At 74.2% G+C, this 25,753-nt stretch carries 25 protein-coding genes; 11 read left to right on the top strand and 14 right to left on the bottom strand.

The annotated features are described in order from the left end of the window. Positions 1 to 67: 67 nt before the first annotated feature. Together gcvT and OG774_RS02895 are read left to right on the top strand one after the other, a co-directional pair. Positions 68 to 1,183: a glycine cleavage system aminomethyltransferase GcvT gene (gene gcvT / locus OG774_RS02890; RefSeq protein WP_328306502.1), complete on the top strand. Its 1,116-nt coding sequence runs from the start codon at positions 68 to 70 to the stop codon at positions 1,181 to 1,183. Positions 1,184 to 1,193: 10 nt separating this feature from the next. Further along, a complete protein-coding gene (locus OG774_RS02895; protein WP_328306504.1) occupies positions 1,194 to 1,682 on the top strand; it encodes a cupin domain-containing protein in 489 nt (162 codons plus the stop codon). A gap of 49 nt (positions 1,683 to 1,731) precedes the next feature. On the opposite strand, the gene OG774_RS02900 is transcribed toward OG774_RS02895, so the two are convergent. Further along, a complete protein-coding gene (locus OG774_RS02900) occupies positions 1,732 to 2,322 on the bottom strand; it encodes a hypothetical protein (RefSeq protein WP_328306506.1) in 591 nt (196 codons plus the stop codon). Positions 2,323 to 2,366: 44 nt separating this feature from the next. Further along, the gene (locus tag OG774_RS02905) at positions 2,367 to 3,023 is read right to left on the bottom strand and encodes a DUF2461 domain-containing protein (protein ID WP_328306508.1); all 657 of its coding nucleotides are present in this window, start codon (positions 3,021 to 3,023) and stop codon (positions 2,367 to 2,369) included. A 29-nt stretch (positions 3,024 to 3,052) separates the two neighbouring features. Between OG774_RS02905 and OG774_RS02910 the strand changes: the two genes are divergently transcribed. Together OG774_RS02910 and OG774_RS02915 are read left to right on the top strand one after the other, a co-directional pair. Next, the gene (locus OG774_RS02910) at positions 3,053 to 4,420 is read left to right on the top strand and encodes a PLP-dependent cysteine synthase family protein (protein WP_328306510.1); all 1,368 of its coding nucleotides are present in this window, start codon (positions 3,053 to 3,055) and stop codon (positions 4,418 to 4,420) included. A 9-nt stretch (positions 4,421 to 4,429) separates the two neighbouring features. After that, on the top strand, positions 4,430 to 5,530 hold the full coding sequence (locus OG774_RS02915; RefSeq protein ID WP_328306512.1) for a branched-chain amino acid aminotransferase: 1,101 nt from the start codon (positions 4,430 to 4,432) through the stop codon (positions 5,528 to 5,530). Between the two features lie 194 nt (positions 5,531 to 5,724). Here OG774_RS02915 and OG774_RS02920 read toward each other — a convergent pair whose 3' ends face one another. From OG774_RS02920 to OG774_RS02935, 4 genes are all read right to left on the bottom strand, one after another. Further along, on the bottom strand, positions 5,725 to 6,483 hold the full coding sequence (locus OG774_RS02920; protein ID WP_328306513.1) for an adenosylcobinamide-GDP ribazoletransferase: 759 nt from the start codon (positions 6,481 to 6,483) through the stop codon (positions 5,725 to 5,727). Between the two features lies 1 nt (position 6,484). Continuing rightward, positions 6,485 to 7,483, bottom strand: a complete 999-nt coding sequence (locus OG774_RS02925) for a nicotinate-nucleotide--dimethylbenzimidazole phosphoribosyltransferase (protein ID WP_328306515.1) — start codon at positions 7,481 to 7,483, stop codon at positions 6,485 to 6,487. A 74-nt stretch (positions 7,484 to 7,557) separates the two neighbouring features. Further along, positions 7,558 to 8,082: a bifunctional adenosylcobinamide kinase/adenosylcobinamide-phosphate guanylyltransferase gene (gene cobU / locus OG774_RS02930; RefSeq protein ID WP_328310738.1), complete on the bottom strand. Its 525-nt coding sequence runs from the start codon at positions 8,080 to 8,082 to the stop codon at positions 7,558 to 7,560. A gap of 5 nt (positions 8,083 to 8,087) precedes the next feature. Then, the gene (locus tag OG774_RS02935; RefSeq protein WP_328306517.1) at positions 8,088 to 8,750 is read right to left on the bottom strand and encodes a DUF3043 domain-containing protein; all 663 of its coding nucleotides are present in this window, start codon (positions 8,748 to 8,750) and stop codon (positions 8,088 to 8,090) included. Positions 8,751 to 8,813: 63 nt separating this feature from the next. Between OG774_RS02935 and OG774_RS02940 the strand changes: the two genes are divergently transcribed. After that, the gene (locus tag OG774_RS02940; RefSeq protein ID WP_328306519.1) at positions 8,814 to 9,938 is read left to right on the top strand and encodes a glycerate kinase; all 1,125 of its coding nucleotides are present in this window, start codon (positions 8,814 to 8,816) and stop codon (positions 9,936 to 9,938) included. Positions 9,939 to 10,108: 170 nt separating this feature from the next. Beyond that, positions 10,109 to 10,480: a HesB/IscA family protein gene (locus OG774_RS02945; RefSeq protein ID WP_274190223.1), complete on the top strand. Its 372-nt coding sequence runs from the start codon at positions 10,109 to 10,111 to the stop codon at positions 10,478 to 10,480. 90 nt (positions 10,481 to 10,570) lie between these two features. Here the strand turns inward: OG774_RS02945 and OG774_RS02950 are convergent, their stop codons facing one another. Together OG774_RS02950 and asnB are read right to left on the bottom strand one after the other, a co-directional pair. Further along, positions 10,571 to 11,557 carry an adenosine kinase gene (locus OG774_RS02950; protein WP_328306522.1) on the bottom strand — a complete coding sequence of 329 codons (987 nt, stop codon included), beginning with the start codon at positions 11,555 to 11,557 and terminating at the stop codon, positions 10,571 to 10,573. A gap of 159 nt (positions 11,558 to 11,716) precedes the next feature. Then, on the bottom strand, positions 11,717 to 13,624 hold the full coding sequence (gene asnB, locus OG774_RS02955; RefSeq protein ID WP_328306525.1) for an asparagine synthase (glutamine-hydrolyzing): 1,908 nt from the start codon (positions 13,622 to 13,624) through the stop codon (positions 11,717 to 11,719). 304 nt (positions 13,625 to 13,928) lie between these two features. Here asnB and ctaC point away from each other — a divergent pair, with 304 nt between their 5' ends. Beyond that, on the top strand, positions 13,929 to 14,819 hold the full coding sequence (ctaC, locus tag OG774_RS02960; protein WP_328310740.1) for an aa3-type cytochrome oxidase subunit II: 891 nt from the start codon (positions 13,929 to 13,931) through the stop codon (positions 14,817 to 14,819). A gap of 34 nt (positions 14,820 to 14,853) precedes the next feature. Beyond that, positions 14,854 to 15,252, top strand: a complete 399-nt coding sequence (locus OG774_RS02965) for a cytochrome c oxidase subunit 4 (protein ID WP_328306527.1) — start codon at positions 14,854 to 14,856, stop codon at positions 15,250 to 15,252. A 737-nt stretch (positions 15,253 to 15,989) separates the two neighbouring features. Here the strand turns inward: OG774_RS02965 and qcrB are convergent. The 4 genes from qcrB to ctaE form a co-directional block, all read right to left on the bottom strand. Next, complete coding sequence (qcrB, locus tag OG774_RS02970) at positions 15,990 to 17,672, bottom strand: cytochrome bc1 complex cytochrome b subunit (RefSeq protein WP_328306529.1); 1,683 nt, start codon at positions 17,670 to 17,672, stop codon at positions 15,990 to 15,992. Beyond that, positions 17,669 to 18,766, bottom strand: coding sequence for a cytochrome bc1 complex Rieske iron-sulfur subunit (gene qcrA / locus OG774_RS02975; RefSeq protein ID WP_328310742.1), 1,098 nt, complete (start codon positions 18,764 to 18,766; stop codon positions 17,669 to 17,671). The genes qcrB and qcrA overlap by 4 nt, the downstream gene beginning before the upstream one ends. Before the next feature lie 68 nt (positions 18,767 to 18,834). Beyond that, a complete protein-coding gene (gene qcrC, locus OG774_RS02980) occupies positions 18,835 to 19,659 on the bottom strand; it encodes a cytochrome bc1 complex diheme cytochrome c subunit (RefSeq protein WP_328306531.1) in 825 nt (274 codons plus the stop codon). A gap of 75 nt (positions 19,660 to 19,734) precedes the next feature. Further along, positions 19,735 to 20,358: an aa3-type cytochrome oxidase subunit III gene (gene ctaE / locus OG774_RS02985; RefSeq protein WP_274198045.1), complete on the bottom strand. Its 624-nt coding sequence runs from the start codon at positions 20,356 to 20,358 to the stop codon at positions 19,735 to 19,737. A 215-nt stretch (positions 20,359 to 20,573) separates the two neighbouring features. Between ctaE and OG774_RS02990 the strand changes: the two genes are divergently transcribed. Both OG774_RS02990 and trpD read left to right on the top strand, forming a co-directional pair. Next, on the top strand, positions 20,574 to 20,990 hold the full coding sequence (locus OG774_RS02990; protein WP_328306534.1) for a hypothetical protein: 417 nt from the start codon (positions 20,574 to 20,576) through the stop codon (positions 20,988 to 20,990). Beyond that, the gene (trpD, locus tag OG774_RS02995; protein ID WP_328306536.1) at positions 20,987 to 22,057 is read left to right on the top strand and encodes an anthranilate phosphoribosyltransferase; all 1,071 of its coding nucleotides are present in this window, start codon (positions 20,987 to 20,989) and stop codon (positions 22,055 to 22,057) included. The genes OG774_RS02990 and trpD overlap by 4 nt, the downstream gene beginning before the upstream one ends. A gap of 12 nt (positions 22,058 to 22,069) precedes the next feature. Here trpD and OG774_RS03000 read toward each other — a convergent pair whose 3' ends face one another. Both OG774_RS03000 and OG774_RS03005 read right to left on the bottom strand, forming a co-directional pair. Then, positions 22,070 to 22,348 (bottom strand): Lrp/AsnC family transcriptional regulator, encoded by a 279-nt coding sequence (locus OG774_RS03000; protein ID WP_274190212.1) that lies wholly within the window; start codon positions 22,346 to 22,348, stop codon positions 22,070 to 22,072. Between the two features lie 64 nt (positions 22,349 to 22,412). Next, the gene (locus tag OG774_RS03005) at positions 22,413 to 24,155 is read right to left on the bottom strand and encodes a DEDD exonuclease domain-containing protein (RefSeq protein WP_328306539.1); all 1,743 of its coding nucleotides are present in this window, start codon (positions 24,153 to 24,155) and stop codon (positions 22,413 to 22,415) included. Positions 24,156 to 24,260: 105 nt separating this feature from the next. Between OG774_RS03005 and OG774_RS03010 the strand changes: the two genes are divergently transcribed. Next, on the top strand, positions 24,261 to 25,691 hold the full coding sequence (locus tag OG774_RS03010; protein WP_328306540.1) for an NYN domain-containing protein: 1,431 nt from the start codon (positions 24,261 to 24,263) through the stop codon (positions 25,689 to 25,691). The last annotated feature ends 62 nt before the right edge of the window (positions 25,692 to 25,753 follow it).

Here is a 25,753-nt window from a genome sequence, read left to right on the forward strand (position 1 = left end):
TGTCCTCCTGCGCCGGGCGGTGTCGATCACATGCTAGGACCGGGGCGGCTCCCGTACCGTGCCGCGGGTGTCCGAGACAGTGCCCGACTCACGTCGTAGCCCGCTGCACGATCACCACGTCGCCCTCGGGGCGTCGTTCGCGCCGTTCGGCGGCTGGGAGATGCCCGTCCAGTATTCGGGCACGGTGGCCGAGCACACCGCCACCCGCGAGGCCGTCGGCCTGTTCGACGTCAGCCACCTGGGCAAGGTCCGCATCAGCGGCCCCGGCGCCGCGGCGTTCGTCGACCGCTGCCTGACGAACGACCTGTCGCGGATCGTGCCCGGCAAGGCGCAGTACACGCTCTGCTGCGGCGAGAACGGCGGCGTCGTCGACGACCTGATCCTCTACCTCGTCGGCCCCGACGAGGTCTTCGCCGTCCCGAACGCCGCGAACTCCGCGGGCGTCGGACGGCGCCTCGCCGAGGTCGCCCCGTCCGGGATCACCGTCGCCGACGAGCACGACGACCACGTGGTGCTCGCGGTGCAGGGGCCCGCGTCGCCCGAGGTGCTCGCCGAGGTCGGGCTGCTGACCGATCCCGACCCGTTGGACTACATGGCCTTCGTCGACGCGGAGTGGGCCGGGCGCCCGGTGCGGATCTGCCGCACGGGCTACACCGGCGAGCGGGGCTACGAGCTCATCGCGCCGTCGGACGGCGCCGGGGAGCTGTGGGACGCGCTGGCCGCCGTGGTGGCCGAGAAGGGCGGGCTGCCCGCCGGGCTCGGCGCCCGCGACACCCTGCGCACCGAGGCGGGCCTGCCGCTGCACGGCCAGGACCTCGGCCCCGACATCACACCGCTGCAGGCCCGGTGCGGGTTCGCGGTCGGCTGGAAGAAGGACGAGTTCTGGGGCCGCGAGGCGCTGCTCGCCGAGCGCGAGGCGGGTCCGCGGCGCCGCTCCTGGGGGCTGCGCGCCACCGGCCGCGGCGTGCCGCGCGGGCACATGGCCGTGGTGCAGGGCGACGTCCCGATCGGCGAGACCACCTCCGGGACGTTCTCGCCGACCCTGAAGACGGGGATCGCGCTCGCCCTGCTCGACACGGCGGCGGGTGTCGAGGAGGGCGAGACGCTGACCGTCGACGTCCGCGGCCGGTCGCTCGAGTGCGAGGTCGTCAGCCCGCCTTTCGTCCCGTCGCACGTGCGGTGAGGATGACCGGGTGAGCTTCCCGACCGAGGTCCCGGAGTCCGCGCCGGGCGTCTACCGCTTCCGCGCCGAGGTCGAGCAGGCGGGTCCTGCGGTGTTCACCGCGCCGAGCGACGTCGTCGGCGGCGGCTTCGGCCTGTTCGAGACCGCCGCCGTCCCGGGCCGCTGGGGCGCGATCCCGCACTACCACCAGGGGTTCTCGGAGTCGTTCTGGATGATCTCGGGCCGGCTCGCGGTGATGAGCGGGGAGAAGTGGCAGGTGCTCGAGCACGGCGACTTCGCCCACGTCCCGGTCAACGGCGTGCACGGGTTCCACGCCGTGGGCGAGGAGACGGCCCGCTTCCTCATCCTCTTCGTGCCCGGGGCGCCGCGCGAGGAGTACTTCCGGGGCCTCGTCGAGCTGTTCACCCGCGGCGCGAGCACGGAGGAGATCGACGCCTTCGCCCTCACGTGCGACCAGGTCAACCTCCGCGACTGGCCCCACGACCCGATCCCCACGTGAGCGGAATTCCCGGCCATGGCCGGGAACTCCGCTCACGGGGCACGGCGGCTCACCACCGGGATCCGTCGCGGACGCTGACGTGCACGTGGTCGAAGTGCCCGCCCGTGGCGTCCTCGGGGTCGTACACGCCGCCGCCGGTGTAGGGCCGGCCCCACCCGTCGCCGGCGTCGGAGCTCCCGGCGGACCAGATGCGGCCCTGCCAGATGACGTACCGGACGTCGAGCTCAGCGGCGTTCTCGCACAGCCAGTGCGCCACGGCCCACCCGGCGGCGAGGTCGTCGCCCTCCGGGAACTCGCCGTACCGGGCGGGGAAGAAGTCGCAGGCGCGCCCCTCGGGGTGGTCGCTCGACGGGTTCCACGCGTGCTCGGACCAGCAGGTGACCGACCGGATCGGGGCGTCCGCGCCCGGTGCACCGAACCGGGCGACGGCGGCGTCGTGCAGGCGCAGGGCGGTCGGTGTGAGGCAGCCCGACGTGGTCGGGTCCTGCTCGACGCACGACTCCGGCGGCGGGTCCACGGTCTCCCACAGGTCGCGGGCGGTGATCCCTCGCTCGACGGCGGTCCACCAGAGGAGGCCGCCGAGCAGTGCCAGCGCCAGGAGCGCACTCGCCCAGAGGGCGGCACGCGTCGTCGTCCCCACGATGGGGCGACGCTAGGCGATGGAACGCGTGGTGGCCGTGAGGGTCAGCGGCGGCGGCCCGGGCGGTCGGCGGTGTCGTCGAGGTCGACGCCGACGTGCTCGTCGAGCCACCGCCCGAGGGGCTCGAGGCGCCGCCACGTCTCGGCCACCCGCTCGCGCACGGCGGGCGTGTGCAGCTCGTCGGACGGCGGCCACGAGCGCCGGACGAACAGGCTCTTGTGGCGCAGCAGCTCCAGGCGGGGGTGCTCGGGGTCGGCGCCGCGCGGGCGGGACCTCAGCTGCTCGCCGTCGACGGTGAACCCGTCGGCGCGCAGGTCCTCGACGATCTTCTCGAGCTCCGGCCCGTGGCGGTCGTCGTCGATCGCGGCGCGGAAGCGCGCGACCTGCGCGGAAGTCATCCGGTAGTAGCCGACCGCCACCATGATCCCGTCGGCCGAGACCTGGACGTAGCGCCCGCCGACGGTCGCGCCGCACTGGACCTTGTACGGCGTCTTGTCCGCGGCGAAGCGCACGTCGCGGTAGGGGCGGAAGACCTTGCCCGGGCCGAACTCGGGCTCGAGGTCGGCGAGCATCGCGACCATCGGCGCGCGGACGTGGTCGTCGTAGAGCGCCTTGTTGTCCGTCCAATAGGCCTTGGAGTTGTCGGCCTCGAGGCCCTCGTAGAAGTCGACGACCGCCTCGCCGAAGCCCGGGAACGTCACGGGGCCATCTTTGCGTGTACACACGGGGCGTGCCCGGGAGCGTCCACGAATCGGTGCTCGACGCCATCGGCGCCACCCCGCTCATCCGCCTGCGGCGGGTGGTCGAGGGCCTGGCCCCGACGATCTACGTCAAGGCCGAGTGGCAGAACGCCGGCGGGAGCGTCAAGGACCGCGCGGCGCTGTGGATGGTCCGCGCCGCCGAGCGCTCCGGGGCGCTGCGCCCGGGCGGGGTGATCGTCGAGGGCACCTCGGGCAACACCGGGATCGGTCTCGCGCTGGTCGGCGGGTTCCTCGGCTACCGCACGCTCATCGTCATCCCCGACACCACCGCGGCCGAGAAGATCGCCGCGCTGCGCGCCTACGGCGCCGAGGTGCTGCTGACGCCGGGCGGACTGCCCCGCGACGACCCGCGCCACGTCATCAACCTGGCGGCGCGGATCGCGCAGGAGACGCCCGGCGGCTGGCTCGCCGACCAGTACGGCAACCCCGCGAACCCCCGGGCCCACCACGACACCACCGCGCCCGAGATCTGGGAGCAGACCGGCGGCCGCGTGACCTGCTTCGTCGCGGGCATCGGCACCGGCGGCACGCTGTCGGGCACCGGCGCGGCGCTCAAGGAGCGGGGCCCGGTGCGCGTCGTCGGCGTCGACCCCGTGACCTCGGCCTACGGCGGCGGGGACGGCAGCCCGTACTACGTCGAGGCGATCGGCCACTACCGCCACCCCGACACCGTCGACGACCCCTGGCCCGCCAACTGGGACCGGTCGGTGGCCGACGAGATCGTGCGGGTCGACGACCGCACGACGATGCACACCGCCCGTCGCCTGGCCCGCGAGGAGGGCCTGCTGCTCGGGGGCTCGTCGGCGACGGCCGTGGCGGGGGCGCTGGTCGCGGCCCGCGACCTGGGGCCCGACGACGTGGTCGTCGTGATCGCCCCCGACTCCGGGCGGGCCTACCTCTCGAAGTACTTCGACGACGGCTGGCTGCGACGTCTCGGCTTCCTCGACGAGCCGGACGCGGACGTCCCGGGGCCGCTGGTGGGCGACCTGCCGGTCGTCGCGGTGCCGGTGGTGCGCGCGTCCTGGACGGTGGCCCGAGCCCGGGCGGCGCTCGCCGGGACGCCGGGCCCCGCCCCCGTGACCCACGACCGGCCCGACGGCGCGGCGGCCCCGTCGGAGATCCTCGGCGCGGTGACCGCGGCGGCTCTGGACGGGCTGCCCGACGGCGACCCGGTGCGCCACCACGTCCGTCCGGCGCCGCCGAGCCTCGGCGCGGGGGAGGGGGTCGAGGGCGCGCGGGCCCGCCTCGACGGCGCGGCGGCGGCCTGGCTGGTGCGCGACGGACGGGTCGCCGGCCTGGTGACGCGGGCGGCGATCGGTCTTGCCCCGTCGGACTAGGCTGGAACCATGAGTACGGCCTTCGCCCACACCCCGCACCCCGCCCCGGCGACCGCGGAGCGTGTGGCGGAGGTACTCGCCGCACCCGGGTTCGGGAAGTTCTTCACCGACCACATGGTGACGATCTCCTGGGACGCCGCGCGCGGGTGGCACGACGCGACCGTCGGGCCGTACCAGGCACTGTCGATGGACCCGGCCGCGGTCGTGCTCCACTACAGCCAGACGATCTTCGAGGGGCTCAAGGCCTACCGCTGGGCCGACGACTCGATCCACGCGTTCCGGCCGACGGCGAACGCGGAGCGCATGGCCCGCTCGGCCGAGCGCCTGGCGATGCCCCCGCTGCCCGAGGACCTGTTCCTCGGCTCGCTGGAGGAGCTGCTCGCCGTCGACGAGCGCTGGGTGCCGGCCGCGGGCGGGGAGGACTCGCTCTACCTGCGGCCCTTCATGATCGGCTCCTCGTCGGGGCTCGGCGTGCGCCCGAGCGAGGAGTACCTCTACATGCTCATCGCCTCCCCGGCCGGCGCGTACTTCCCGCGCGGCTTAGCCCCGGTGACGGTGTGGCTGTCCACCGACTACGTCCGCGCCGTGCCCGGCGGCACCGGCGAGGCCAAGTGCGGCGGCAACTACGCGGCCTCGCTCGCCGCGCAGGCCCAGGCGTCGGCGCAGGGGTGCGACCAGGTGGTCTGGCTCGACGCCCTCGAGCACCGGTGGATCGAGGAGATGGGGGGCATGAACCTCTTCTTCGTGTTCACCGACCCCTCGGGCAACGTCGAGGTCGTCACCCCGGAGCTCTCCGGCTCGCTGCTGCCCGGCGTCACCCGCCGCTCGCTGCTCGAGCTCGCCGAGGAGGAGGGCGCGACGGTCAGCGAGCGCCGGATCTCCACCGACGAGATGGAGAAGGAGAACGCCGCCGGGCGCCTCACCGAGGTGTTCGCCTGCGGCACCGCCGCGGTGATCACCCCGGTCGGCACCGTGAAGTACGAGGGCGGCGAGTACGACATCGCCGACGGCAAGCCGGGCGCGATGACCCAGCGCCTGCGCGAGCGTCTCACCGCCATCCAGCGCGGCGCGGCCCCGGACACCCGGGGCTGGATGACGCGCCTGCGCTGACGCGCTCGGTCGCTCGCTCGGTCGCTCGCTCGTCGCTCGGTCGCTCGGTCGCTCGTGGAGCGAACGGGCCGTTCGCTGCTCCTACGCGTACGAACGGCTCGTTCGCTCCCGACGACGCCTCCTCGCCCCGACACCGCTGGGTGATCAACGGGGACTTCGGGCGCCTAGAAGCAGCGAACAGCACGTTCGCTGCGTCAGGCGATGGCGAGCGCCGCCAGGGCGACCGTGGCCGCGAGCTCGGCGCAGGCGCCGAACACGTCGCCCGACACGCCCCCGAGGCGCCGGCGGGCATGGGCGGCCACGAGGACGACCGACACCGCCGCCAGCAGGGTCGCGATCACCGCGCCGAGCCCCAGCACCGGGAACGCGGCGCCGGCGAGCACCACAGCCCACACCGGTGCCCGCCACGCCGGTTGGGTCCCGGCGACCAGGGCGCCGAGCCCGTCCGGGGACGCCGCCGGCACGCCCCGTCGCGCCACCCAGGCGAACGCGGCGCGCCCCAGCCCCAGGGCCAGCGCGGCCCCGACGGCCGCGGCCAGCACGCCCCGCTCCGCCAGCGCCCCGAACGCCGTGGCCTGTATCCCGAGCACCACGACCAGCCAGATCACCGCGAACGCGCCGGTGCCCGGATCGCGCATCACCGCCAGCGTGCGCTCCGCGTCGCCGTGGCTGCCGAGCCCGTCGGCGAGGTCCGCGAGGCCGTCGAGGTGCAGCCCGCGGGTGGCCGCCGCCCCGAGACCGACGGCCACGAGCCCCGCGAGCAGCCCCGGCGCCCCGGCGGCGACCAGGCCGGCGGCGCCGGCGCCCAGCAGGGCGCCGAGCAGCACGCCCACGACCGGGACCACCGCGAGCGCCACGGCGGCGGCGGGCCGGTCGATCCGCCGCGCGTGCAGGGGCACGACCGTGAACATCGCGACGGCCAGCGTCACCCCGCCGCGGAAGGGACCGGGCACGTCAGCCGACGCACACCGCGGCGCGCACGAGCCCGACCGCGGCCAGCGCCCCGGTGCCCTGGCCGGCGCGCATCGACAGGTCCAGCAGCGGCTCGAGGCCCAGGACGTCGAGCGCGAAGGCCTGCGCCGGCTCGGTGCACCGCGTGCCCGCCGTCCACCAGGCGCGCGCGCCCGGGACCTCCGTGTCGGCGAGCAGCGCGGCCACGGCCGTCGCCGCGCCGTCGAGCAGCACCGGGGTCCGGCGGCGGGCGGCCTGGGCGAGGAACCCGACGAGCGCCGCCAGGTCGGCGCCGCCGGCGACCCGCAGCAGCCCCTGGGGGTCGCGGCCCACGGGACGGGCGCGCCGCAGCCCGTCGCGGACCGCCGCGGCCTTGACCATCCACACGCGGTCGTCGATCCCGCTGCCGCGCCCCACGACGGCCACGGGCTCGCGCCCGGTCATCGCGGCCGCGAGCACGGCGACGGGCGTGCTGACGCCGACGGCCAGCTCGCCGGCGACGAGCAGGTCGGCGCCCTCGTCGACCTCCTCGTCGGCCACCTCGCGCCCGGCGCGCAGCGCGGCCGCCGCCTGGTCCGCGGTCAGCACGTCCTCGAGGTCGAGGCGACCGCCGCCGCGCACCACGGCGCGGTCGTCGCGCGCGTCGCCGGGCACCGGCGTGGCCAGCCCGACGTCGACGACCCGCAGCCCGGCGCCCGCGGCCTCGGCGAACCGGGCCACCGCGCCCGAGCCGTCGCGCGCGGCGGCCACCCGTGTCACGGTCTCCCCGGGCGCGTGGGCGGAGACACCGGCGGCGGCGATCCCGTGGTCGGCCGCGAACAGCACTGCCCGCACCCGCCGCGGCGCCCGGGCCGGCGCCCGCCCCTGGCAGGCGGCGAGCCACGCGGCGAGCTCCTCGAGGCGCCCGTAGCTCCCGCCGGGCAGCGCCGCGCGGGCCTCCTCGCGGGCGGTCTCGTCGGGGGGCGCGACACCCGCCGGGGCCGAGCTGGCGACCGGGTGCACGCGGTTCCTCCTCCTCGGCACGACGATCCGGCACAACGATGTGGGGCAAGCGATCTCGGCGCGACCGTAGCCGGTCAGCGCAGACGCAGGGGCACCCCGGCCACGAGCAGCCACACCTCGTCGCACACGGCCGCGAGCGCCTGGTTCACCGCGCCGAGCTCGTCCCGGAAGCGGCGTCCGGCGCTCGTCGAGGGCACGACGCCCAGCCCGACCTCGGCCGACACGAGCACCAGCGTCCCGGCGCATCGTCCGACCGCCGCCGTCAGCGACACGCGCGCCGCGTCGACCGACGGCGCGTCGCGCTCCCAGCCGGCGTCGTCCAGTAGCCCGGTCACCCAGGTGGCGAGGTCGTCGACGAGCACGGGTTCGCCGGGGTGCGCGTCGAGCACCGCCGGGAGGTCGGCGTCCTCCACCGTCCGCCACCCGGCGGGCCGGCGGGCGCGGTGCACGGCGACGCGGTCGGCCCACTCCGGGTCGGCGTCCGGGTCGACACCGCGCGCGGTGGCGACGTAGAGCACCGGTGCGTCGGCGTCGAGCATCCCCTCGGCGTACGCGGACTTGCCCGAGCGGGTCCCGCCGAGGACCAGCGTGCGCAGGATCGACCTCAGGCGATCGCGGTGCCGCGGGCCACCCGGGGCCCGGGCATCCGCAGGCGGCGCAGCTGGGTGGCGCGCGTGAACGCGTACCAGCCGTAGGACAGGCCGCCGATCTGTTCGTCCGGGAACTTCGCGCGCACCCGCGTCACGACGTAGCGGCCGAGCATGACGCCCTCGAGCGCCATCATCACGAGCATGACCAGGCAGATCAGGCTGCCGGCGGTCTGCACCTGGGGGATCGGGACGATCACCGTCACGAAGATGACGACGGCCAGGGGCATGAAGAGCCCCATGAGGTTGCGCCGGGCGTCGACGAGGTCGCGCGCGTAGGCGCGGGCGGGCCCGCGGTCGCGGGGCAGCAGCACCGAGTCGTCGCCGGCCATCATGCGCTTGCGGCGGTCGGCGGAGGCCTTGCGGCGGTCGTCCTTGGTGCCGCGCAGCGCCCGCGCGCGCTTCATGGCCTCGCGCTGGGTCTTGGGAGCAGGCGCCACCGGTCCGCGCCGCTTGCCCTGCGCGTCGCGACGGGCCGGCGTGGGGCGTCCCTTGCCGGTGGTCTGGCGTCCACCGCGCTCGCCGACGACGACCGTCTCGCGGTCGTCGGCCTCGGTGGTCGTGGCGTCGTCGGGCTCGGAGCCCGACCCGGTCGAGGTGCCACGGCGCAAGAAGTTCACGTTCCCAGAATAGGGCACCCGCACGGGGCTCCCCAGACCCGCGAGACCCCTACGGTGCGCCGTATGCGTGTGCTGCTCGCTCCTGACTCCTTCGGCGGTAGTCTGACCGCGGCGGAGGCGGCCACGGCGATGGCCGAGGGCTGGGCCCGGAGCGAGCCGAAGGACACCGCCGTCCTGCTCCCGCTCGCCGACGGCGGCACCGGGTTCGTCGAGGTCCTGCACACCGCGCGCGGCGGCACCCGTCACGAGGTGGAGGTCACCGGCCCCCTCGGGACGCCGACGCGGGCGACGTGGCTGGAGCTGGACGGGACCGCCTACCTCGAGTCGGCGTCGGCCTGCGGGCTGCACCTCGTCGACGAGCGCACGCCCCGCACCGCGGCGTCGGCGACGAGCAGGGGCGTCGGCGAGCTCATGACAGCAGCCGCCGGCCACGGACCGTCCGCGATCGTCGTCGGGCTCGGCGGCTCCGCCTGCACCGACGGCGGGGCCGGGATGCTGGCCGCGCTCGGCGCCGTGGCCCGGGACGCCGTCGGGGACGCCCTGCCCGACGGTGGCGGGGCCCTCGCCCGGGCCGCCCGTCTCGACGGGCTCGCGGACGTCCGAGCGCGGTTCGAGGGCGTCGACCTCGTCGTGGCCGCCGACGTCGACCACGTGCTGACCGGGCCGGAGGGCGCCGCGGCGGTGTTCGGCCCCCAGAAGGGTGCCGACGAGGAGACCGTGGCCGCCCTCGACGCCGCGCTGACGGCGTGGGCGGAGGTGCTGGGCGACGGCCTCGCCGACCGGCCCGGGTCCGGCGCCGCCGGCGGGCTGGGCGTGGCGCTCGCGGCGCTCGGGGCCCGCCGGGTCGCCGGCGGGGAGCTGGTGCGCGAGGTCGCGGGCCTCGACGAGGCCCTCGCCCGCGCCGATCTCGTGGTCACCGGCGAGGGACGCCTCGACGCCCAGTCGCTGCACGGCAAGCTCGTGTCGGTGGTGGCCGCGCGGGCTCGTGAGCAGGGCGTTCCGTGCATCGCGCTGGCCGGCCAGGTGGACATGAGCACGGGGGAGGCCCTGGAGGCCGGGCTCGAGGGCGTCTACTCGGTGGCCGCGGACGCGGGCTCCGTCGAGGCCGCCCTCGCCGAGCCCGCCGCCCGGCTGGCCGATCTCGCCGAGGGCGTCGCCAAGCGATGGGGGGCGCGTCCTCCCGGGTAGCCGGGGTGAGCGCGCGCACGCATGAGCACACGCCCGAGGTGTGCGACGATGGAGACCGGCCGCGGGGCCTTCGAGATCATGTGGCGCCCCGAAGGAACACACGGCACCGCGACCGGGTTGTGCGCAGCGGGTAGTGCACAGCGTCCGTCCCGGGAGCTCAAGGGAGAACCATGACCGTCGAGAACCCGACCGCGCCGTCCGCGGTCACCGAGGCCGCGCACGGTGTCGAGCTGACCGACTCCGCCGCCGGCAAGGCGAAGGCCCTGCTCGACCAGGAGGGCCGCAACGACATGTCGCTGCGCATCGCCGTCCAGCCGGGCGGGTGTGCGGGTCTCAAGTACCAGCTCTTCTTCGACGACCGCAGCCTCGACGGCGACCTCAACGTCGACTTCAACGGGCTGACCGTCTCCGTCGACCGCATGAGCGCGCCGTACCTGCAGGGTGCGGTCATCGACTTCGTCGACACCATCGAGAAGCAGGGGTTCACGATCGACAACCCCAACGCCGGCGGGTCCTGCGCCTGCGGCGACAGCTTCAACTGATCCGACAGCACAGCCAGGTAACGCACCACGGCCCCGGACCTCGCTCGAGGTCCGGGGCCGTCGTGTGTCCGGGGGGCTACAGGTCGGGTCCTACAGGTCGGGGACCTCCGCGGCGACCTTCTGCCGCAGGTCCTCCGGCGGCTGCGCCCCCAGCTGGGCGACGACGTGCGACGCGGCGACCGAGCCGATCCGGCCGGCCACCCCGACGTCGAGGCCGCGGGTCCAGCCGTAGAGGAAGCCGCCCGCGTAGGCGTCGCCGGCACCCGTGGTGTCGACGAGCTCGTCGGCCGGGCGCGCCTCCACCTCCTGGCGGGAGCCGCCGACGCCGTAGATCGTCGAGCCCTTCGGGCCGTGCGTGACGACGACGACCTCGCAGTTGCCGCCCTGGTCGCGCAGCAGGCCCTCGACCGGGTCGTCCCCGAGGAGCGCCGCGACCTCGTCCTCGTCCGCGATGAGGATCTCGACGTTCTCGCGGCACAGCTCGCGGAAGTACTCGCGGTGACGGTCGACACAGCCGGCGTCCGACAGCGTCAGGCCGACCTTCGCGTCGCTCTTCGCCGCGGCGTCGACGATCTTGCCGATCGTCCGGCGGGCGTGCTCGGTGTCGGCGAGGTAGCCCTCGATGAGGCTGACCTTGCTGCCGGCGACGTCGTCCTGCTCGATGTCGTCGGGCCCCAGCGCCGTGCAGGCGCCGAGGAACGTCGACATCGTGCGCTCGCCGTCGGGCGTCACCATGATCAGGCAGCGGGCGGTCGCCGGGCTCCCTGAGAGCGCCGGCGTCGTGAACGCGACCCCGTGCGAGCGGATCGAGTCGGTGAACGAGCCGCCGAGGCGGTCGTCCGACACCTTGCCCACGTAGCCCGTGTCCGCGCCGAGCGCGGCGGCGATGGCGATGGTGTTCGCGACGCTGCCGCCGGAACGCTCGGTGGTGTCGCTCGCCCCGGCGTACAGCTTCTCGGCCTGGGCCTCGTCGATGAGCGTCATCCCGCCCTTGGGCAGGTCGTGCCCGCGGATCGTGTCGTCGTCGCTGCGGAACAACACGTCGACGATCGCGTTGCCGATTCCCAGTACGTCCATGGACTGCCTCTCGCTCGGGTACGCGTCCCGCCACCGGACCGTCGGCGACTCCGCACGGTCCGTGACCAGCGGTCGACCCTAGGCGATGGAGCGGTCCGGTCGCGCCCGATGGAGGTCTGGCGCACGTCGGGGAGCCGTGGCAGACCGTCCGAGCGGAGGTCAGATGTACACGGGGTAGCTCGGCTCCGGGATCGCGGGGCGGATGCGCTCCTCGACGAAGATGCCGTGCCAGAGCATGAACACCAGGATCGTCCAGATCCGCCGCGAGTGGTCGACGGGGCCGGCGCGGTGGTCGTCGATGAGGCGCAGCACCGCGGCCTTGTCGAGGATCGCGTCGGTCTGCGAGTCGCGGACGATCTCCCGGGCCCACTCGAGCATGTCGTGGGCGAGCCAGTGGCGGATCGGCACCGGGAAGCCGAGCTTGCGCCGGTTCAGCACGTGCGGCGGGACGATCCCGTCGATGGCCCGGCGCAGCGCGTACTTGGTGGTGCCGTGGGCGACCTTCTGGTCGGTCGGCAGGTGCGACGCGACCTCGAAGACCTCCTTGTCGAGGAACGGCACCCGCAGCTCGAGGGAGTTGGCCATCGTCATCTTGTCGGCCTTGACGAGGATGTCGCCGCGCAGCCAGGTGAAGAGGTCGACGTGCTGCATCCGCGCCACCGGGTCCCAGGAGCCCGAGTCGACGTAGAGCGGCGCGGTGATGTCGACGTGCGAGAGCTCGGGGTCGTGCCCGCGCAGGACCGCGGCGAGCTGGTCGTTGCGGAAGATGCGGGCGTTGCCGTAGTAGCGCTCCTCGAGGGGGAGCGCGCCACGGCGCAGGAGGTCCTTGCCGCGCATCCCGTCGGGCAGCTTCGCCGACAGCGACCCGGCGAGCTTGCGCACCGCCCCGGGCAGCTTCTCGAAGGGCGCGAGCGAGAGCGGCTCCTTGTAGATCGTGTAGCCGCCGAACAGCTCGTCGGCGCCCTCGCCGGAGAGCACGACCTTGACGTGCTTGCGGGCCTCGCGCGCCACGAACCACAAGGGCACCAGCGCGGGGTCGGCCACCGGGTCGTCGAGGTACCAGACGATGAGCGGCAGCGCGTCCATCATCTCCTGGGCGGTGACGGTGCGGACGACGTGGCGCACGCCGATCGCCTCGGCCGACTCGCGGGCGACGTCGACCTCCGAGTAGCCCTCGCGCTCGAAGCCCGTGGTGAAGGTGATGAGGTCCGGGTTGTGCTCCTTGGCGAGCGCGGCGATGACCGTCGAGTCGATGCCCCCGGAGAGGAACGCGCCCACGGTGACGTCGGCGCGCATGTGCTTGGCCACCGAGTCGCGCAGGACCTCGGTGATCTCGGCGTGCACACGGGCCTCGTCGTCGACCGGCTTCTCGTCGAAGGTCGGGACGAAGTAGCGCTCCGTCGCCATCGGCTCGCCGGGGGAGACGGTGAAGCTCGTCCCCGACTCGACGCGGCGGATCGAGCGGTGCAGCGAGAGCGGCTCCGGCACGTACTGCAGCTGCAGGTAGTGCTGCAGCGCGGTCGGGTCGGGCGCGGTGGTCGGCTCGCCGAGGCTCTTCGCCAGCTCGAGCAGGCTCTTCTTCTCGCTGGCGAAGGCCACGCCGTGCGGCCCCGCGGAGACGAAGAGGGGCTTGATGCCGAACGGGTCGCGGGCGCCGAACAGCACGCGCTCGTGGGTGTCCCAGATCAGGAACGCGAACATGCCGCGCAGGCGGCGGACCGCGTCGGGACCCCAGACGTCGTAGGCCGCGACGATGGCCTCGGTGTCCCCGTCGGTGACGAACCGTGCGCCGTGATCGCGCGCCAGCTCCTCGCGCAGCTCGAGGTAGTTGTAGATCTCGCCGTTGAAGACGATGCGGTAGCGATCGCTCGCGTACGTCAACGGCTGGTGCGAGCCCTCGACGTCGATGATCGAGAGCCGGTTGAAGCCCAGCGCCACGTCGTCGTCGTGCCACACGCCGGACTCGTCCGGCCCGCGGTGGCGCATGCACTCGAGGCTCGCCCGCACCGCGTCGGCGCGCGCCGCGCCCTCACCGCCGGGCGTGATCAATCCCATCAGGCCGCACACGCGTCCGCTGACACCTCCGGTTCCGGGGCCACGCCGCCGCCCCGACGGGCGGGATGCGCTCAGTATGACGACCGCGATGTGCCGCTCCGTGACACCCCGCGCGCCCCTCCGACAGCGCGTAGTGGCTCGCTCGGATAGTCTCCGCTCCGACGTCGGGGCCCGGGTCGCCGGGCCGCTCGCCGCACCCTCCGGAGCCGTCCTCGGCCCCTGGTCGGACGGCGTGCACCGTGCGAGGAGGAAGGCAGCAGCAGTGCGCCGAGATGGGACGCCGCCCCGGGCCCGCACCGGGCGCGCACGCCGGGTGCTGGGACTGACTGCGGCCGCCGTCGTCGTGGCGGTGACCACCTCCGGGTGCTCGGTGGACGAGGTCCTCCGCTTCGGATGGCCGGTCGGCGTCACGCCCGAGGCCACGCAGATGCGCACGCTGTGGACCTGGGCCGCGGTCGCCGCCCTGGTCGTCGGCGTCATCGTCTGGGGCCTCACGGCCTGGACCGTCGCCTTCCACCGCAAGCGCGCCGGCGCGTCCGACCTCCCGCGCCAGTTCCAGTACAACCTGCCGCTCGAGCTCGTGCTCACGGTCGTGCCGCTGGTGATCGTCGCGGTGCTCTTCTACTTCACCGTCGTCGTGCAGAACGTCGTCGACCGCGATGCGGAGGGCAACGAACTGCAGGTGACGATCACCGGGTTCCAGTGGAACTGGGAGTTCGGCTACCCGCAGACCATCGCGCCCAACGGGCTCCCGGCCGCCGTCGTCGGCACCACGAGCTCCGTGCCGATCCTGGTGCTGCCCGTCGACCGGCCGATCGCGTTCACCCAGGAGTCGAAGGACGTCATCCACTCCTTCTGGGTGCCGGAGTTCCTCTTCAAGCGCGACGTCATGCCGTACCCGGAGGAGAACGACCAGAAGAACACCTGGGTCATCGACCGGATCGAGCGTCCCGGTGCCTTCGTCGGCCGCTGCGCGGAATTCTGCGGCGCCTACCACTCGATGATGAACTTCGAGGTCCGGGCGCTGCCGCCGGCCCTGTTCGAGCAGTTCCTCCAGATCCGCCAGCGGATCGATCCGCAGACGGGGCAGGGCTTCACCACCAACGCCGCCCTCGCGGCGATGAACTGCGGCGAGCTCTGCAACCCCGAGTCGATCACCACGCAGCCCGCCAACCCGGACCCGACCGCCCGGCAGGCGTTCAAGTGACCGCCCGCCCCACCCTGTCGAGAGCGAGGACCCGGTGAAGGTCGAATCCCGCATCTTCGAGATCCTCACGGTCTTCTGCTTCGTCTGCGCGATCGTGTACGGCATCCTCTCCGGTGAGGAGGTCGGCATCGTCGCCCTGACGCTGACCGGCGGCCTGACCCTCATCGTCGGCACGTACTTCCGCTTCGTCGCCCGGCGGCTCGAGGAGCGGCCCGAGGACAACCCCGAGGCCGAGGTGTCCGACGGCGCCGGCGACCTGGGCTTCTTCAGCCCCGGGAGCTACTGGCCCATCGCCGTCGCGGGCGGCACCGCCCTCACGGGCTTCGGCATCGCCCTGTGGCAGTGGTGGCTGATCGTCCTCGCCGGCGTCGCCCTCCTCATCGCCATCTGCGGCCTCGTGTTCGAGTACCACGCGGGTCCGTCGGCGCACTAGCTCGCTCGCGGGCCTCTCGCAGGCCCTCAGACGCCCTCACAGCCCCGCTCCGCCCGGTCGGAGCGGGGCTGTGGTGTGCCTGGCTGACGCGTCTGGCTGTCGCGTCTGGCTCGAGGCGGGCGTGGTCGGTGGAGCGAACGCGCTGTTCGCTGCTTCTAGGCGTACGAACGGCGCGTCCGTGTCGTTGGGGGCGGGGGTCCGCCCGGTTGGGGGCTCACCAGGTCGAAAGGCACCGGCAGCGGCACTCGGACGGGTGCGTCTTCGCCTGCTGATCGAGCCCCGAGGCCCCGGGCCGGCGGGCGGAGGTCGGGCGGCCGGAGGTCACGTCGCCTTCCTCCGAGCGGCGAGCAGCAGGTGCCCGCCCGGCGACGTCGTACGCGTGTGCCCAGCGGAACCACAGCAGCAGAGCTCGGCCGAGTGGCGACCCCCGCGGCACCGGCGCCCGTCCCCCGTGAGCGAGCTGAACGTGGCCTCCAAGGTCCTCTGAGGAGCTCAGGGCGGTTGCTTGGGCCCCCCTGCCCCCCTGCCCCCTTGGAACCGCTCATAAGCTCGCAGCGCCGTCCTCGGCGTGTCGCTCGAGCGACGCTGTGGCGATCCTGGCGTTCAGTGCCAGCGTGGACGCAGGGCTTGCACCAGCGGTGCACGCCCCGCCGGAAGCCGGGGGCCGGGGGAGGATCGACAACGCACGACGGGCCGGGAGCGTCGGTGACGCTCCCGGCCCGTGTCGTGCGGACGATCTACTCCTGGATGTCGCGCGGGCGCCCGGCGTCCGGACGGCCGGCGAGCTCGCGCTGCTCGCCGGGCTCGACCTCCATCGGGTCGCCGCCGCCGTGGCCGCCGGTGAGGGCTTCCTGCTCGTCGGCCGGATCCGGACGGAACCAGCCGCCCTTGAGGGGCTGGCCCGCGGCGCCGAGGTCGTTCATGCGCTTCGGCACCTTGGCGCCCTGGTAGGCGAGCGGGACGGCGTGGCCGTGCTCGTCGACGCCGCCCAGGGGCTGGTGCACCTCGACGAACTCACCATGCGGAAGGCGCTTGATGTGCCCGGTCTCGATGCCGTGCTCGAGCACCTCGCGGTCGGTGCGCTGGAGACCCAGGCAGATGCGGTAGGTCGCGAAGTACACCAGCGGCGGGCCGACGAGCAGCCCGATGCGCCCGATCCACGTCATCACGTTCAGGGAGATGTCGAACGTGTAGCCGATGATGTCGTTGCCGCAGGCCACGAGCAGCCAGAAGTAGAAGAACATCGCCATCATGCCGGTGGCGGTGCGGACCGGGACGTCGCGTGGGCGCTGCAGCAGGTTGTGGTGCGCATCGTCGCCGGTGAGCTTGCGCTCGATCAGCGGGTAGAGCGCCAACAACGTGGTGAGCAGGCCCATCCCGATCACGGCCGGGAAGAAGATGGCCGAGATCGTGTACCGGCCGAACAGGTACATCTCCCAGGCGGGCCACAGTCGCACCGCGCCGTCGAAGATGCCCATGTACCAGTCGGGCTGCGAGCCTGCCGACACCTTGGCCGGGTTGTACGGACCGAGGTTCCAGATCGGGTTGATCTGGAACACGCCGCCCATCGCCGCCATGAGGCCCACCGAGACGACGGTGAAGCCGCCGGCCTTGGTGGCGAACGTCGGCAGGATGCGGACACCCACGACGTTGCGCTCGGTGCGGCCCGGGCCGGGGAACTGGGTGTGCTTCTGGAACCACACCAGCGCCACGTGCACCGCGATGACCGCGGTGATGATCCCGGGCAGCAGGAACACGTGGACGATGTACAGGCGCGGGATGATGATCTCGCCCGGGTACTCGCCGCCGAAGATGGCGAACTGCAACCAGGTGCCGATCACGGGGATCGACATGACGATCGCCGAGACGCCCGTGCGGATGCCGGTGCCGGAGAGCAGGTCGTCGGGCAGCGAGTAGCCGATGAAGCCCTCGATCATCCCCGTGAGCAGCAGGACGACGCCGAGGACCCAGTTGGTCTCGCGCGGGCGGCGGAACGCTCCGGTGAAGAACGTCCGCATCATGTGCGCGATCATCGCCGCGACGAAGAGCAGCGCCGCCCAGTGGTGGACCTGGCGGATGAACAGACCCCCGCGGACCTCGAACGAGATCTCGAGCGTCGACTCGTAAGCCCGGCTCATGGAGACGCCCTGCAGCGGCACGTAGGGGCCGGCGTAGGTGACCTCGGTCATCGACGGGTCGTAGAACACCGCCAGCCAGGTGCCCGAGATCAGCAGCACGATGAACGCGTACATGTTGATCTCGCCCAGCATGAACGACCAGTGCGTGGGGAAGACCTTGTTGATCTGACGCCGGAGGGGCCCGGCGGGGTGGAACCGGCTGTCCGCCTCGTCAGCGGCGGTGCCGGCGAGCTTCATCGCCGTGCCGCCGCCCTTGCGGGTGGGTGTGGTGATCGCACTCATGAGCTTCGCTCCCAGAACGCCGGACCCACCGGTTCGATGAAGTCGCTGCGCGCGTACAGGTATCCCTGATCGTCCACCGCGATGGGCAGTTGCGCCAGTGGACGGGCGGCCGGGCCGAAGACGGGCTTGGCGTACTCGTTGGCCTGGAACTGCGACTGGTGGCAGGGGCAGAGGATGCGGTTGGTCTGGTCCTCGTACAGCGACGTGGGGCAGCCCATGTGGCTGCAGATCTTCGAGTAGGCGAACAACGCCCCGTAGTTGAAGTCCTCCTGGCCGGCCCGCTTGATGACGGTGACCTCGGGCCGCAGGTGGATGAGCATCACGGGCGAGTCGGCGGAGTGCAGGACCTCCTTCAGCTCCTCCTCGTTGTTCCGCATGGACTCCTTGAACGGGTACACGGTCTCGATCGCCCCCGGCGCGAGGTCGCCGGGACGCACGAGCACGACCTGGTCGGACTCGCCAGTGTCGCGTCGCATGTAGACGCGCTCACCGTCCTCGGAGTGCCACCCCGTGATGAGCAGGGGCGAGTTGGGCCCCTCCTTCCACGGGTTCTTGACGAGCCCTCCGAAGGCGGCGACCAGCACGCCGAGGCTGAGCACCCCACCGGCGGCACCGATCGACCGATAGACCAGCTTGCGCCGCGTGATGCCGCTCTGCTGTCCGGTCTGGACCAGGCGGGCGGCTGCGGTGCGCCGGTCGATCTCCGAGGAACGGCCGTCGTGACGCTGCTGGATCGTCAGGTCCTCGGGAAGGAGCTTCTTCGAGTACGCGATCACGCCCATGCCGACCGCGAACACCGAGAGACCGAAGAGGAATCCGATGACCGGCGTGTAGAGCGCGTAGAGGACGCCGCCCTCCTCGCCCGGGCCCACGTACTCCCACGGCCAGGCGATGAACGCCACGAGGAAGGCGATGCCCGACAGGGCGGCGATGATGAACCAGCCCGCGACCTGGCGCTCGGCCCGCTTCTCGGCGCGGGTGCCGGGTACGGGGAACCGCTCGCGGTCCGAGACGACCTCGAGGTCGTCGATCTGGTTGCCCAGACGGACGAGGTCGTCGGTGCTCATCCGGGCGAGCTCGTCGTCCGACGGGATGCGCGGGGTGGCGTCCGAGGGGTGGGGCTCGGTGGGCGCGTTGGCGCCGTGGTCAGCGGGGCGCGTGCTCACTGGCGGGATCCGATCCACAGAGAGATACCGATGAGGGCGGCGAGACCGACGAAGAACGCGACGACACCCTCCGGTACGGGGCCGAAGCCACCGAGCCCCGCGCCGCCGGGGTTCTTCGCGGGGTTCGCGGCGCCCACCGACTTGATGTAGCCGATGATGTCGCGCTTCTCCTCGGGGGAGAGCTGCGTGTCGGCGAAGGTGGGCATGTTGGCCGGGCCCGAGAGCATCGCCGCGTAGATCTGCGACTCGCTCGCCGGGTCGAGGTTCGGCGCGAACTTGCCCTGGGACAGCGCGCCACCGCGGCCGGTGAAGTTGTGGCACGACGCGCAGTTGAGGCGGAAGAGCTCACCGCCACGACCGAGGTCGCGGCCGCGCAGCGCCTCGCCGCTCTCCTCGGGCGTCACCGGACCGCCGCCGTTGGCCTGGATGAAGGCCCCGAGGGCGTCGATCTGGGCCTCGTCGAAGCGCGGGGGCTTGCGCTCGGCCACCGCACCCTGGGCCGCGAGCGGCATCCGGCCGGTGGAGACCTGGTAGTAGACCGAGGCCTCGCCGACGCCGATGAGGCTGGGGCCGCGCCCCTCCACGCCCTGCAGGTTCGTGCCGTGGCACGTGATGCAGGAGTTGTCGTAGATCTGCTGGCCCTCGCGCACGATCGCGGGGTCCGCCGCGAGCGCCTGGTCCGGCTCCGGGGTGAACACCGTGTAGAGGCCGCCGACGGCGACCAGCGCGACGCCCAGGGCCAGCATCCCGGACAGGCGCCGGCGCATCTTCGTCCCGCGACGCGCCCGGGTGGGGGCGGATCGCGGCTTCTCGTCACTCATCGGGTGCCCAACCTCGAGCTCTCCTCGGTGGTGGTGCGGTTGGTCCTGCGGGGCTTGCGGGGTCGCCGACACGGGTCAGCGGATGAAGTAGATGACGGCGAACAGGCCGATCCAGACCACGTCCACGAAGTGCCAGTAGTACGAGACGACGATCGCCGCCGTGGCCTGCGCCGGTGTGAACCGACTGAGGAACGTGCGGGCTATGAGCAGGATGAACGCGATCAGACCGCCCGTGACGTGCAGCGCGTGGAACCCGGTCGTGATGTAGAAGACCGACCCGTAGGAGCTGCTGGAGATCGTCGTCGCGTGCTCGGTGACCAGCGTGTGGTACTCGAGGACCTGCCCGAGCACGAAGATCGTGCCCATCACGAACGTGATCGCGTACCAGCGGCGCAGGCCGAACACGTCGCCGCGCTCCGCCGCGAACACGCCGTACTGGCACGTGAACGACGAGGCCACGAGGATGATCGTGTTCACCAGCGCGTACGGCACGTCGAGCTCGGTGGGCTCCGGCGGCCATCCCTCCGTGGCGTTCGCGCGCGCGACGAAGTACATGGCGAACAGCCCGGCGAAGAACATCAGCTCGCTGGAGAGCCAGATGATGGTCCCCACGCTCACGACGTTGGGCCGGTTGAGGGAGTGAATCCTCGCGCTGAAGGAAGGCGCCGGCGCACCCTGGGCGGTCGTCACGGGCGTCATGATGACACCTCTGCCCGACACCAGCCCGTCGGGGCGAGGGCGGATCGTGCCGGGTTCGGGGGACGGTCCGCACCCGCCGCGACCTGCACGCCCCTCACCTGCAGGTTCTCCTACCCGCCGTCGTACGTCGATTCGTCGTACCGATCGCCGGGCGTGGCGCGGCTGGTGGTCGTGGGGCTCGGTGCCGTCGGGGCCCGCCGGATAGCATCCGCCCCATGAGCGCCCCGAGCCCCACACTCACGGTCGTGGTGATGAGCCATCGTCCGGAGGTGCGCGAGGCCATCTCCAGCGCCGTGGGGCGCCGCCCCGCGCCCGACCTCCCGCGACTGCGCTTCGTCGAGGCGGACAGCATCGGGGACGTCCTCGGCTCCTTCGACGCCGGCGAGATCGATCTCGCGGTCCTCGACGGCGAGGCGCAGCCCACCGGCGGGATGGGGGTGTGCCGTCAGATCAAGAACGAGAGCGACGACCCGCCGCCGATCATCGTCGTCGTCCGGCGCCGTGACGACCACTGGCTCGCGACCTGGTCGCAGGCCGACGCCGTCCTCGTGCAGCCGCTGGACCCGGTGACCGCCGCCGAGACCGTCGCCACCGTCCTGCGGGAGCGGGCCGCGCCCGCCGTCCGCGGGTGACGGCCGCGGTGGGGACGCCACCGAGCTGGCCGGGCCTGCTCGGGCGCCTGCTGGCGGGCCAGGACCTCGCCGCGGACGACACCGAGTGGGCGATGGACCAGGTGATGTCGGGCGAGGCGTCGCCCGCGCAGGTCGCGGGCTTCGTCGTGGCCCTGCGGGCGAAGGGCGAGACGGCTCCGGAGATCGCGGGGCTGGCGACCGCGATGCTCGCCCACGCCCGGTCCGTCGACGTCCCCGGCCCGGTGGTCGACATCGTCGGCACCGGCGGCGACGGCGCGCACACCGTCAACATCTCGACCATGGCGGCCGTCGTGATGGCCGCGGCCGGTGCCCGCGTCGTCAAGCACGGCGGGCGCGCCGCGTCGTCGCAGAGCGGGTCGGTGGACGTCCTCGAGGCCCTCGGCGTGCCGGTCGACCTCGGTCCCGACGCCGTCGCCCGCTGCGTCGCCGAGGTCGGCATCGGGTTCTGCTTCGCCCAGGTCTTCCACCCGGCCATGCGCCACGCGGGCCCCGTGCGCGGCCAGCTCGGCGTGCCGACCGCGTTCAACCTGCTCGGGCCGCTCACCAACCCGGCCCGCCCGGGTGCGGCGCTGATCGGGTGCGCCGACGTGCGCTTCGCGCCGATCCTCGCCGAGGTCCTCGCCGCGCGCGGGGACCGCGCCGTGGTCGTGCGGGGCGACGACGGGCTCGACGAGGTCACCACCGCGACGACGACCACGGTCTGGCACGCCGGGCCCGGCGGGGTGCGGGTGGAGACGCTCGACCCGACCGCGCTGGGCGTGCCGGTCTCCGGCCCCGGGGCGCTGCGCGGCGGGGACGCCGCCCACAACGCCGCGGTGGCCCGCGCGGTGTTCGCCGGCGAGCCCGGCGCGGTGCGCGACGCGGTGCTGCTCAACGCGGGCGCCGCGCTGGCCGCCCACGAGGAGTCGGTCACCGGCACGGCGATGACCGACCTGCACGCCGGCGTGGCGACCGGGATGCGTCGGGCCGCCGAGGCGGTCGACTCGGGAGCCGCCGGGGCGCTGCTCGAGCGCTGGTCGGCGGTCGCCCGCGCCGTGCGTGACTGAGGCCGTGACCCGCTAGTCGAGCCCCATCGAGAACGCCGAGGCGTCGTCGCTCGAGGAGTAGGAGCGGAACGCGATGTGCGTGGACGTGCTGCGCACCCCCGACACGCGGCTCAGCCCGCCGGCGATGACGTCCGCGAGCTGTTCGTGCTCCCGGACGCGGACCACGGCGACCAGGTCGACGTCGCCGGCGCAGGAGTAGACCTCCGCGACGCCGTCGAGGTCCGCGATGGCCTGGGCGGTCTCGGGGATGTGGTCGGCGTCGGCGTGGACCAGCACGAAGGCCGTGATCAACGGGCCCTCCTCGTCGCTCGGGTGTGGCTCGGGGACCGGCCGCCCGGCCCCGGGTGCCGAGAGTCTAGGGCGGCTCGCCCGGCGCCCCCGCGGGCTCGCGCCGCGCCTCGCGGGCCCGCCCGACCCACCCGGCCCACGCGCCGGCCCCGGCGGCGGGCATCGCCCACGGGGTGGTGGTGCGGACCATCCGCGTCCCGGGCCGCTCGAGCCAGCGGGTGACGACGGCGACCTCCTCGGGCGGCGCGCCGCACAGCGGGCCGTCGCCGGGCCGCACGGTCTCGGCGGAGGCCACGAGCGCCTCGACCACCGGCATCGGCGGTACGCCCCGGCGGGCCCGCCCGGCGGCCGCCAGGCGTCCGTGCCGGACGACCGCGAGGTCCCACCCGCGCTCGCCGTCTGGCCGGGCGGCGATCATCTCCGGCGCCGCGGCCACGGCGGAGAGGCGCTGGACGCGCCCGAGGGCGGCGGCGAGGTCGGCGAGGCGGTCGCGGTGGGCCGCGGCGTCCTCGAAGCGCTCGGCGGCCGCGAGGTCGCCCACCGTCGCCGAGAGCCGCCGCAGCCCCGTGTCGTCGGCGCCGCGCACCAGCGCCCGGGCGTCGTCGACCACGGGCCGGTAGGCCGCGACGTCCACGTGGCCCGCGCACGGCGCCCCGCACCGGCCCATCTCGTGCAGCGCGCACGGCGTCCCGGACGCGCCGCGCGCCGGGATGCGCTGGGTGCACGGCCGCAGCGGGAGGGCGTCCTGCAGGGCCTGGACCGCCGCCACGGCGTCGGGACGGCGCCCGAAGGGCCCGACCGCGTCGGCGCGCGGCGTGCGGACCACCGAGAGCCGCGGGAAGGGCTCGTCGGTGAGCGCGACCCACCAGCCGCGGTGCGGGAAGCGCGAGCGCCGGTTGTAGCGGGGCGCGTGCCCGGCGAGCAGGCGCAGCTCCCGGACCTCGGCCTCGAGGGCGTGGGCGCACACCACCCAGTCGACCCGCTCGACCAGCCCGATCATCTCCTTGATGCGCGCCCGCTTGTCGCCGCCGGTGAAGTAGGAGCGCACGCGTCGTCGCAGGTCGCCGCTGGTGCCGACGTAGAGCACCTCGTCGCCGGGCCCACGGAACAGGTAGACGCCGGGCTGCTCGGGCACGGCGTCGGCCAGGTGGCGCTTGGCGCGCTGGACCGGGCTGACCTCGACCTGCAGCGCCAGGAGGTCCTCGAGCGTCGACACGCCGCGGCCGCCGACGCGCTCGAGCAGCCCGTGCAGGACGTCGACGGTGGCCCGCGCGTCGTCCAGCGCGCGGTGGATCGGGCGTGTGCCCGCCCGGAAGAGCGCCGCCAGGGCCGAGAGCCGGCACGACGGCGCCTCGTCGCGGGACAGGACGCGGCGCCCGAGCCGCGCCGTGCACACCACCGCCGGGCGCGGCCACGACGGTCCGTGGCGCCGGCAGGCCGCGCGCAGGTGCCCGACGTCGAAGGGCGCGTTGTGGGCCACGAGCACCGCCCCGGCGCAGAACTCCAGCAGGCCGGGCAGGACCGCGGGCAGCCGCGGGGCGTCCCGGACCATCGCCGTGGTGATGCCGGTGAGCGAGACGATCTGCGGGGGCACGGCGACGCCCGGGTCGACGAGCGTCGCGAACTCCCCGACGATCTCGCCGCCGCGCACCTTGACCGCGCCGATCTCGGTGATCGCGTCCGAGTCGGGCGGCCCGCCCGTCGTCTCCAGGTCGACCACGACGAACGTGACGGCCGACAAGGGCGTGCCGAGCTCGCCGAACGAGAGCTGGGGGTCCGGACCGGTGACCGGACGGGCGGGGGCGTCCATCGCGGCGGGACGCTAGGGGTGCCCCCCGACACTCCGCGGTCGAGCGCGCGCCGCACCGGGCTCACCAGCGCGGACGGTGACCCGGCAGGGCTAGCCTGGGCGGTCATGGAGGCCGGCGGCGACGGTGCGGCGACGGGGGCACCCGCCGCGGCCGCCGACGAGCCCGCGTCCGTGCCCGCCTCTGTGCCCGCCTCCGGGGAAGCCCCCGACGAGGCCGCCCGGGCCGCCGTCCGTGTCCAGCTCCTCGAGCGCGCGCCCGAGGCCGTGCGGGTCAAGGTGGCCGAGCTCGCGTCCGTGGCCGTCGGGCACATGCCCGTCACCGACCTGCCCCCGCCGGTGCGCGCGGTGTCCCGGTTCGCGCCGTCGAAGCGGGCCCGAGCGGGTGCGGGGCCGCTGCTCACGGCGCTGGGGAGCGTGGAGGGGTTCGCCGCGTCGGTCGTCGGCTGGTGGACCGAGGAGCAGCCGGCACGGTGGCGTCCGGAGGTCCCCGACCCGGTGCACGCCGCGGCCGTCGCCGTGCTCGAGGGCCGGGACGAGGGCTCGGTATTGGTCCGCGACCTCGGGGAGCGCGCCGACGCCGCCCGCGCCCGCTCCGAGCGCGACGCCGCGGTCGCGAAGGTCGAGAAGCTCGAGGGCGAGGTCCGGCGGCTCACCGCGGACCGCGCGCAGGCCCGCGCCGCGGTCGAGGCCACCGCCGAGGAGAACCGCGACGAGATCGCGAAGCTGCGCGCCCGCCTCCGGGAGCAGGGCACGCGGGTGCGGCGCGCCGAGGACGAGGCCGCCGAGCTGCGGGCCGCGCGGGACGCGGGGGAGGGCGGGCTGCGCGTCGAGATGGCGGAGCTGCGGCGCGAGCGCGACCGGGCCCGCGAGGCCGCGGCCCACGCCGAGGAGCGTACGCGTCGTGCCGCCGACGAGCTGGCCGCGGTCCGGCGCGCCTCGGTGGAGGCACGCCGCGCCGACGACGCGCGCCTGGCCCTGCTCGTCGACACCGTCGCGGGCGCCGCCGAGGGCCTGCGCCGGGAGCTCGGCCTGCGCCCGGGGGACACCGGCACGCGGCCCGCGGAGCTGGTCGGCGCGGGGGCAGGTGCGGCCGGGCCGGGTGGGTTGCCGAAGGCCCGGGTCACCGATCCGGCCGCGCTCGACCGGCTGCTCGCGCTGCCCGAGGTGCACCTCATGGTCGACGGCTACAACGTCACCAAGACGGGCTGGCCGGAGCTGTCGCTGGCCGCGCAGCGCGAGCGCCTGGTCGCCGCGGTCCAGCCGCTGGCGGCCCGCACGGGGGCCGAGACCACGCTGGTCTTCGACGGGGCGGGGATCACCGGGGTGCCGACGCACTCGGTGCGCGGGGTGCGGGTGCTCTTCAGCGACGCCGGCGTGCTCGCCGACGACCTCATCCGCTCCCTGGTCGGGGCGGAGCCGGAGGGCCGGCCGCTGGTGGTGGTGACGTCCGACCGCGCCGTCGTCGACTCGGTGCGCCGCAGCGGCGCCCACCCGGTGCCCTCCAGCGTCCTGCTGGGCCGGCTCGCGCGCATCTGAGGGGCCCCGCCCGGTCGCGCGGACCGGCGTTGTCGGGGGTCGCTCCTAGCGTGCTCAGCATG

The organism is Actinomycetospora sp. NBC_00405, assembly GCF_036044095.1.
In the GTDB taxonomy this organism is placed as follows: Bacteria; Actinomycetota; Actinomycetes; order Mycobacteriales; family Pseudonocardiaceae; genus Actinomycetospora; species Actinomycetospora callitridis.

Bases quoted from the DNA above. Each gene is read 5' to 3' on its own strand.
- OG774_RS02915 (WP_328306512.1), top strand. From the start codon at position 4,430: ATGAGTACGGCCTTCGCCCACACCCCGCACCCCGCCCCGGCGACCGCG.
- OG774_RS02940 (WP_328306519.1), top strand. From the start codon at position 8,814: ATGCGTGTGCTGCTCGCTCCTGACTCCTTCGGCGGTAGTCTGACCGCG.
- OG774_RS02945 (WP_274190223.1), top strand. From the start codon at position 10,109: ATGACCGTCGAGAACCCGACCGCGCCGTCCGCGGTCACCGAGGCCGCG.
- OG774_RS02950 (WP_328306522.1), bottom strand. From the start codon at position 11,557: ATGGACGTACTGGGAATCGGCAACGCGATCGTCGACGTGTTGTTCCGC.
- qcrB (WP_328306529.1), bottom strand. From the start codon at position 17,672: ATGAGTGCGATCACCACACCCACCCGCAAGGGCGGCGGCACGGCGATG.
- qcrC (WP_328306531.1), bottom strand. From the start codon at position 19,659: ATGAGTGACGAGAAGCCGCGATCCGCCCCCACCCGGGCGCGTCGCGGG.
- ctaE (WP_274198045.1), bottom strand. From the start codon at position 20,358: ATGACGCCCGTGACGACCGCCCAGGGTGCGCCGGCGCCTTCCTTCAGC.
- OG774_RS02990 (WP_328306534.1), top strand. From the start codon at position 20,574: ATGAGCGCCCCGAGCCCCACACTCACGGTCGTGGTGATGAGCCATCGT.
- OG774_RS03005 (WP_328306539.1), bottom strand. From the start codon at position 24,155: ATGGACGCCCCCGCCCGTCCGGTCACCGGTCCGGACCCCCAGCTCTCG.
- OG774_RS03010 (WP_328306540.1), top strand. From the start codon at position 24,261: ATGGAGGCCGGCGGCGACGGTGCGGCGACGGGGGCACCCGCCGCGGCC.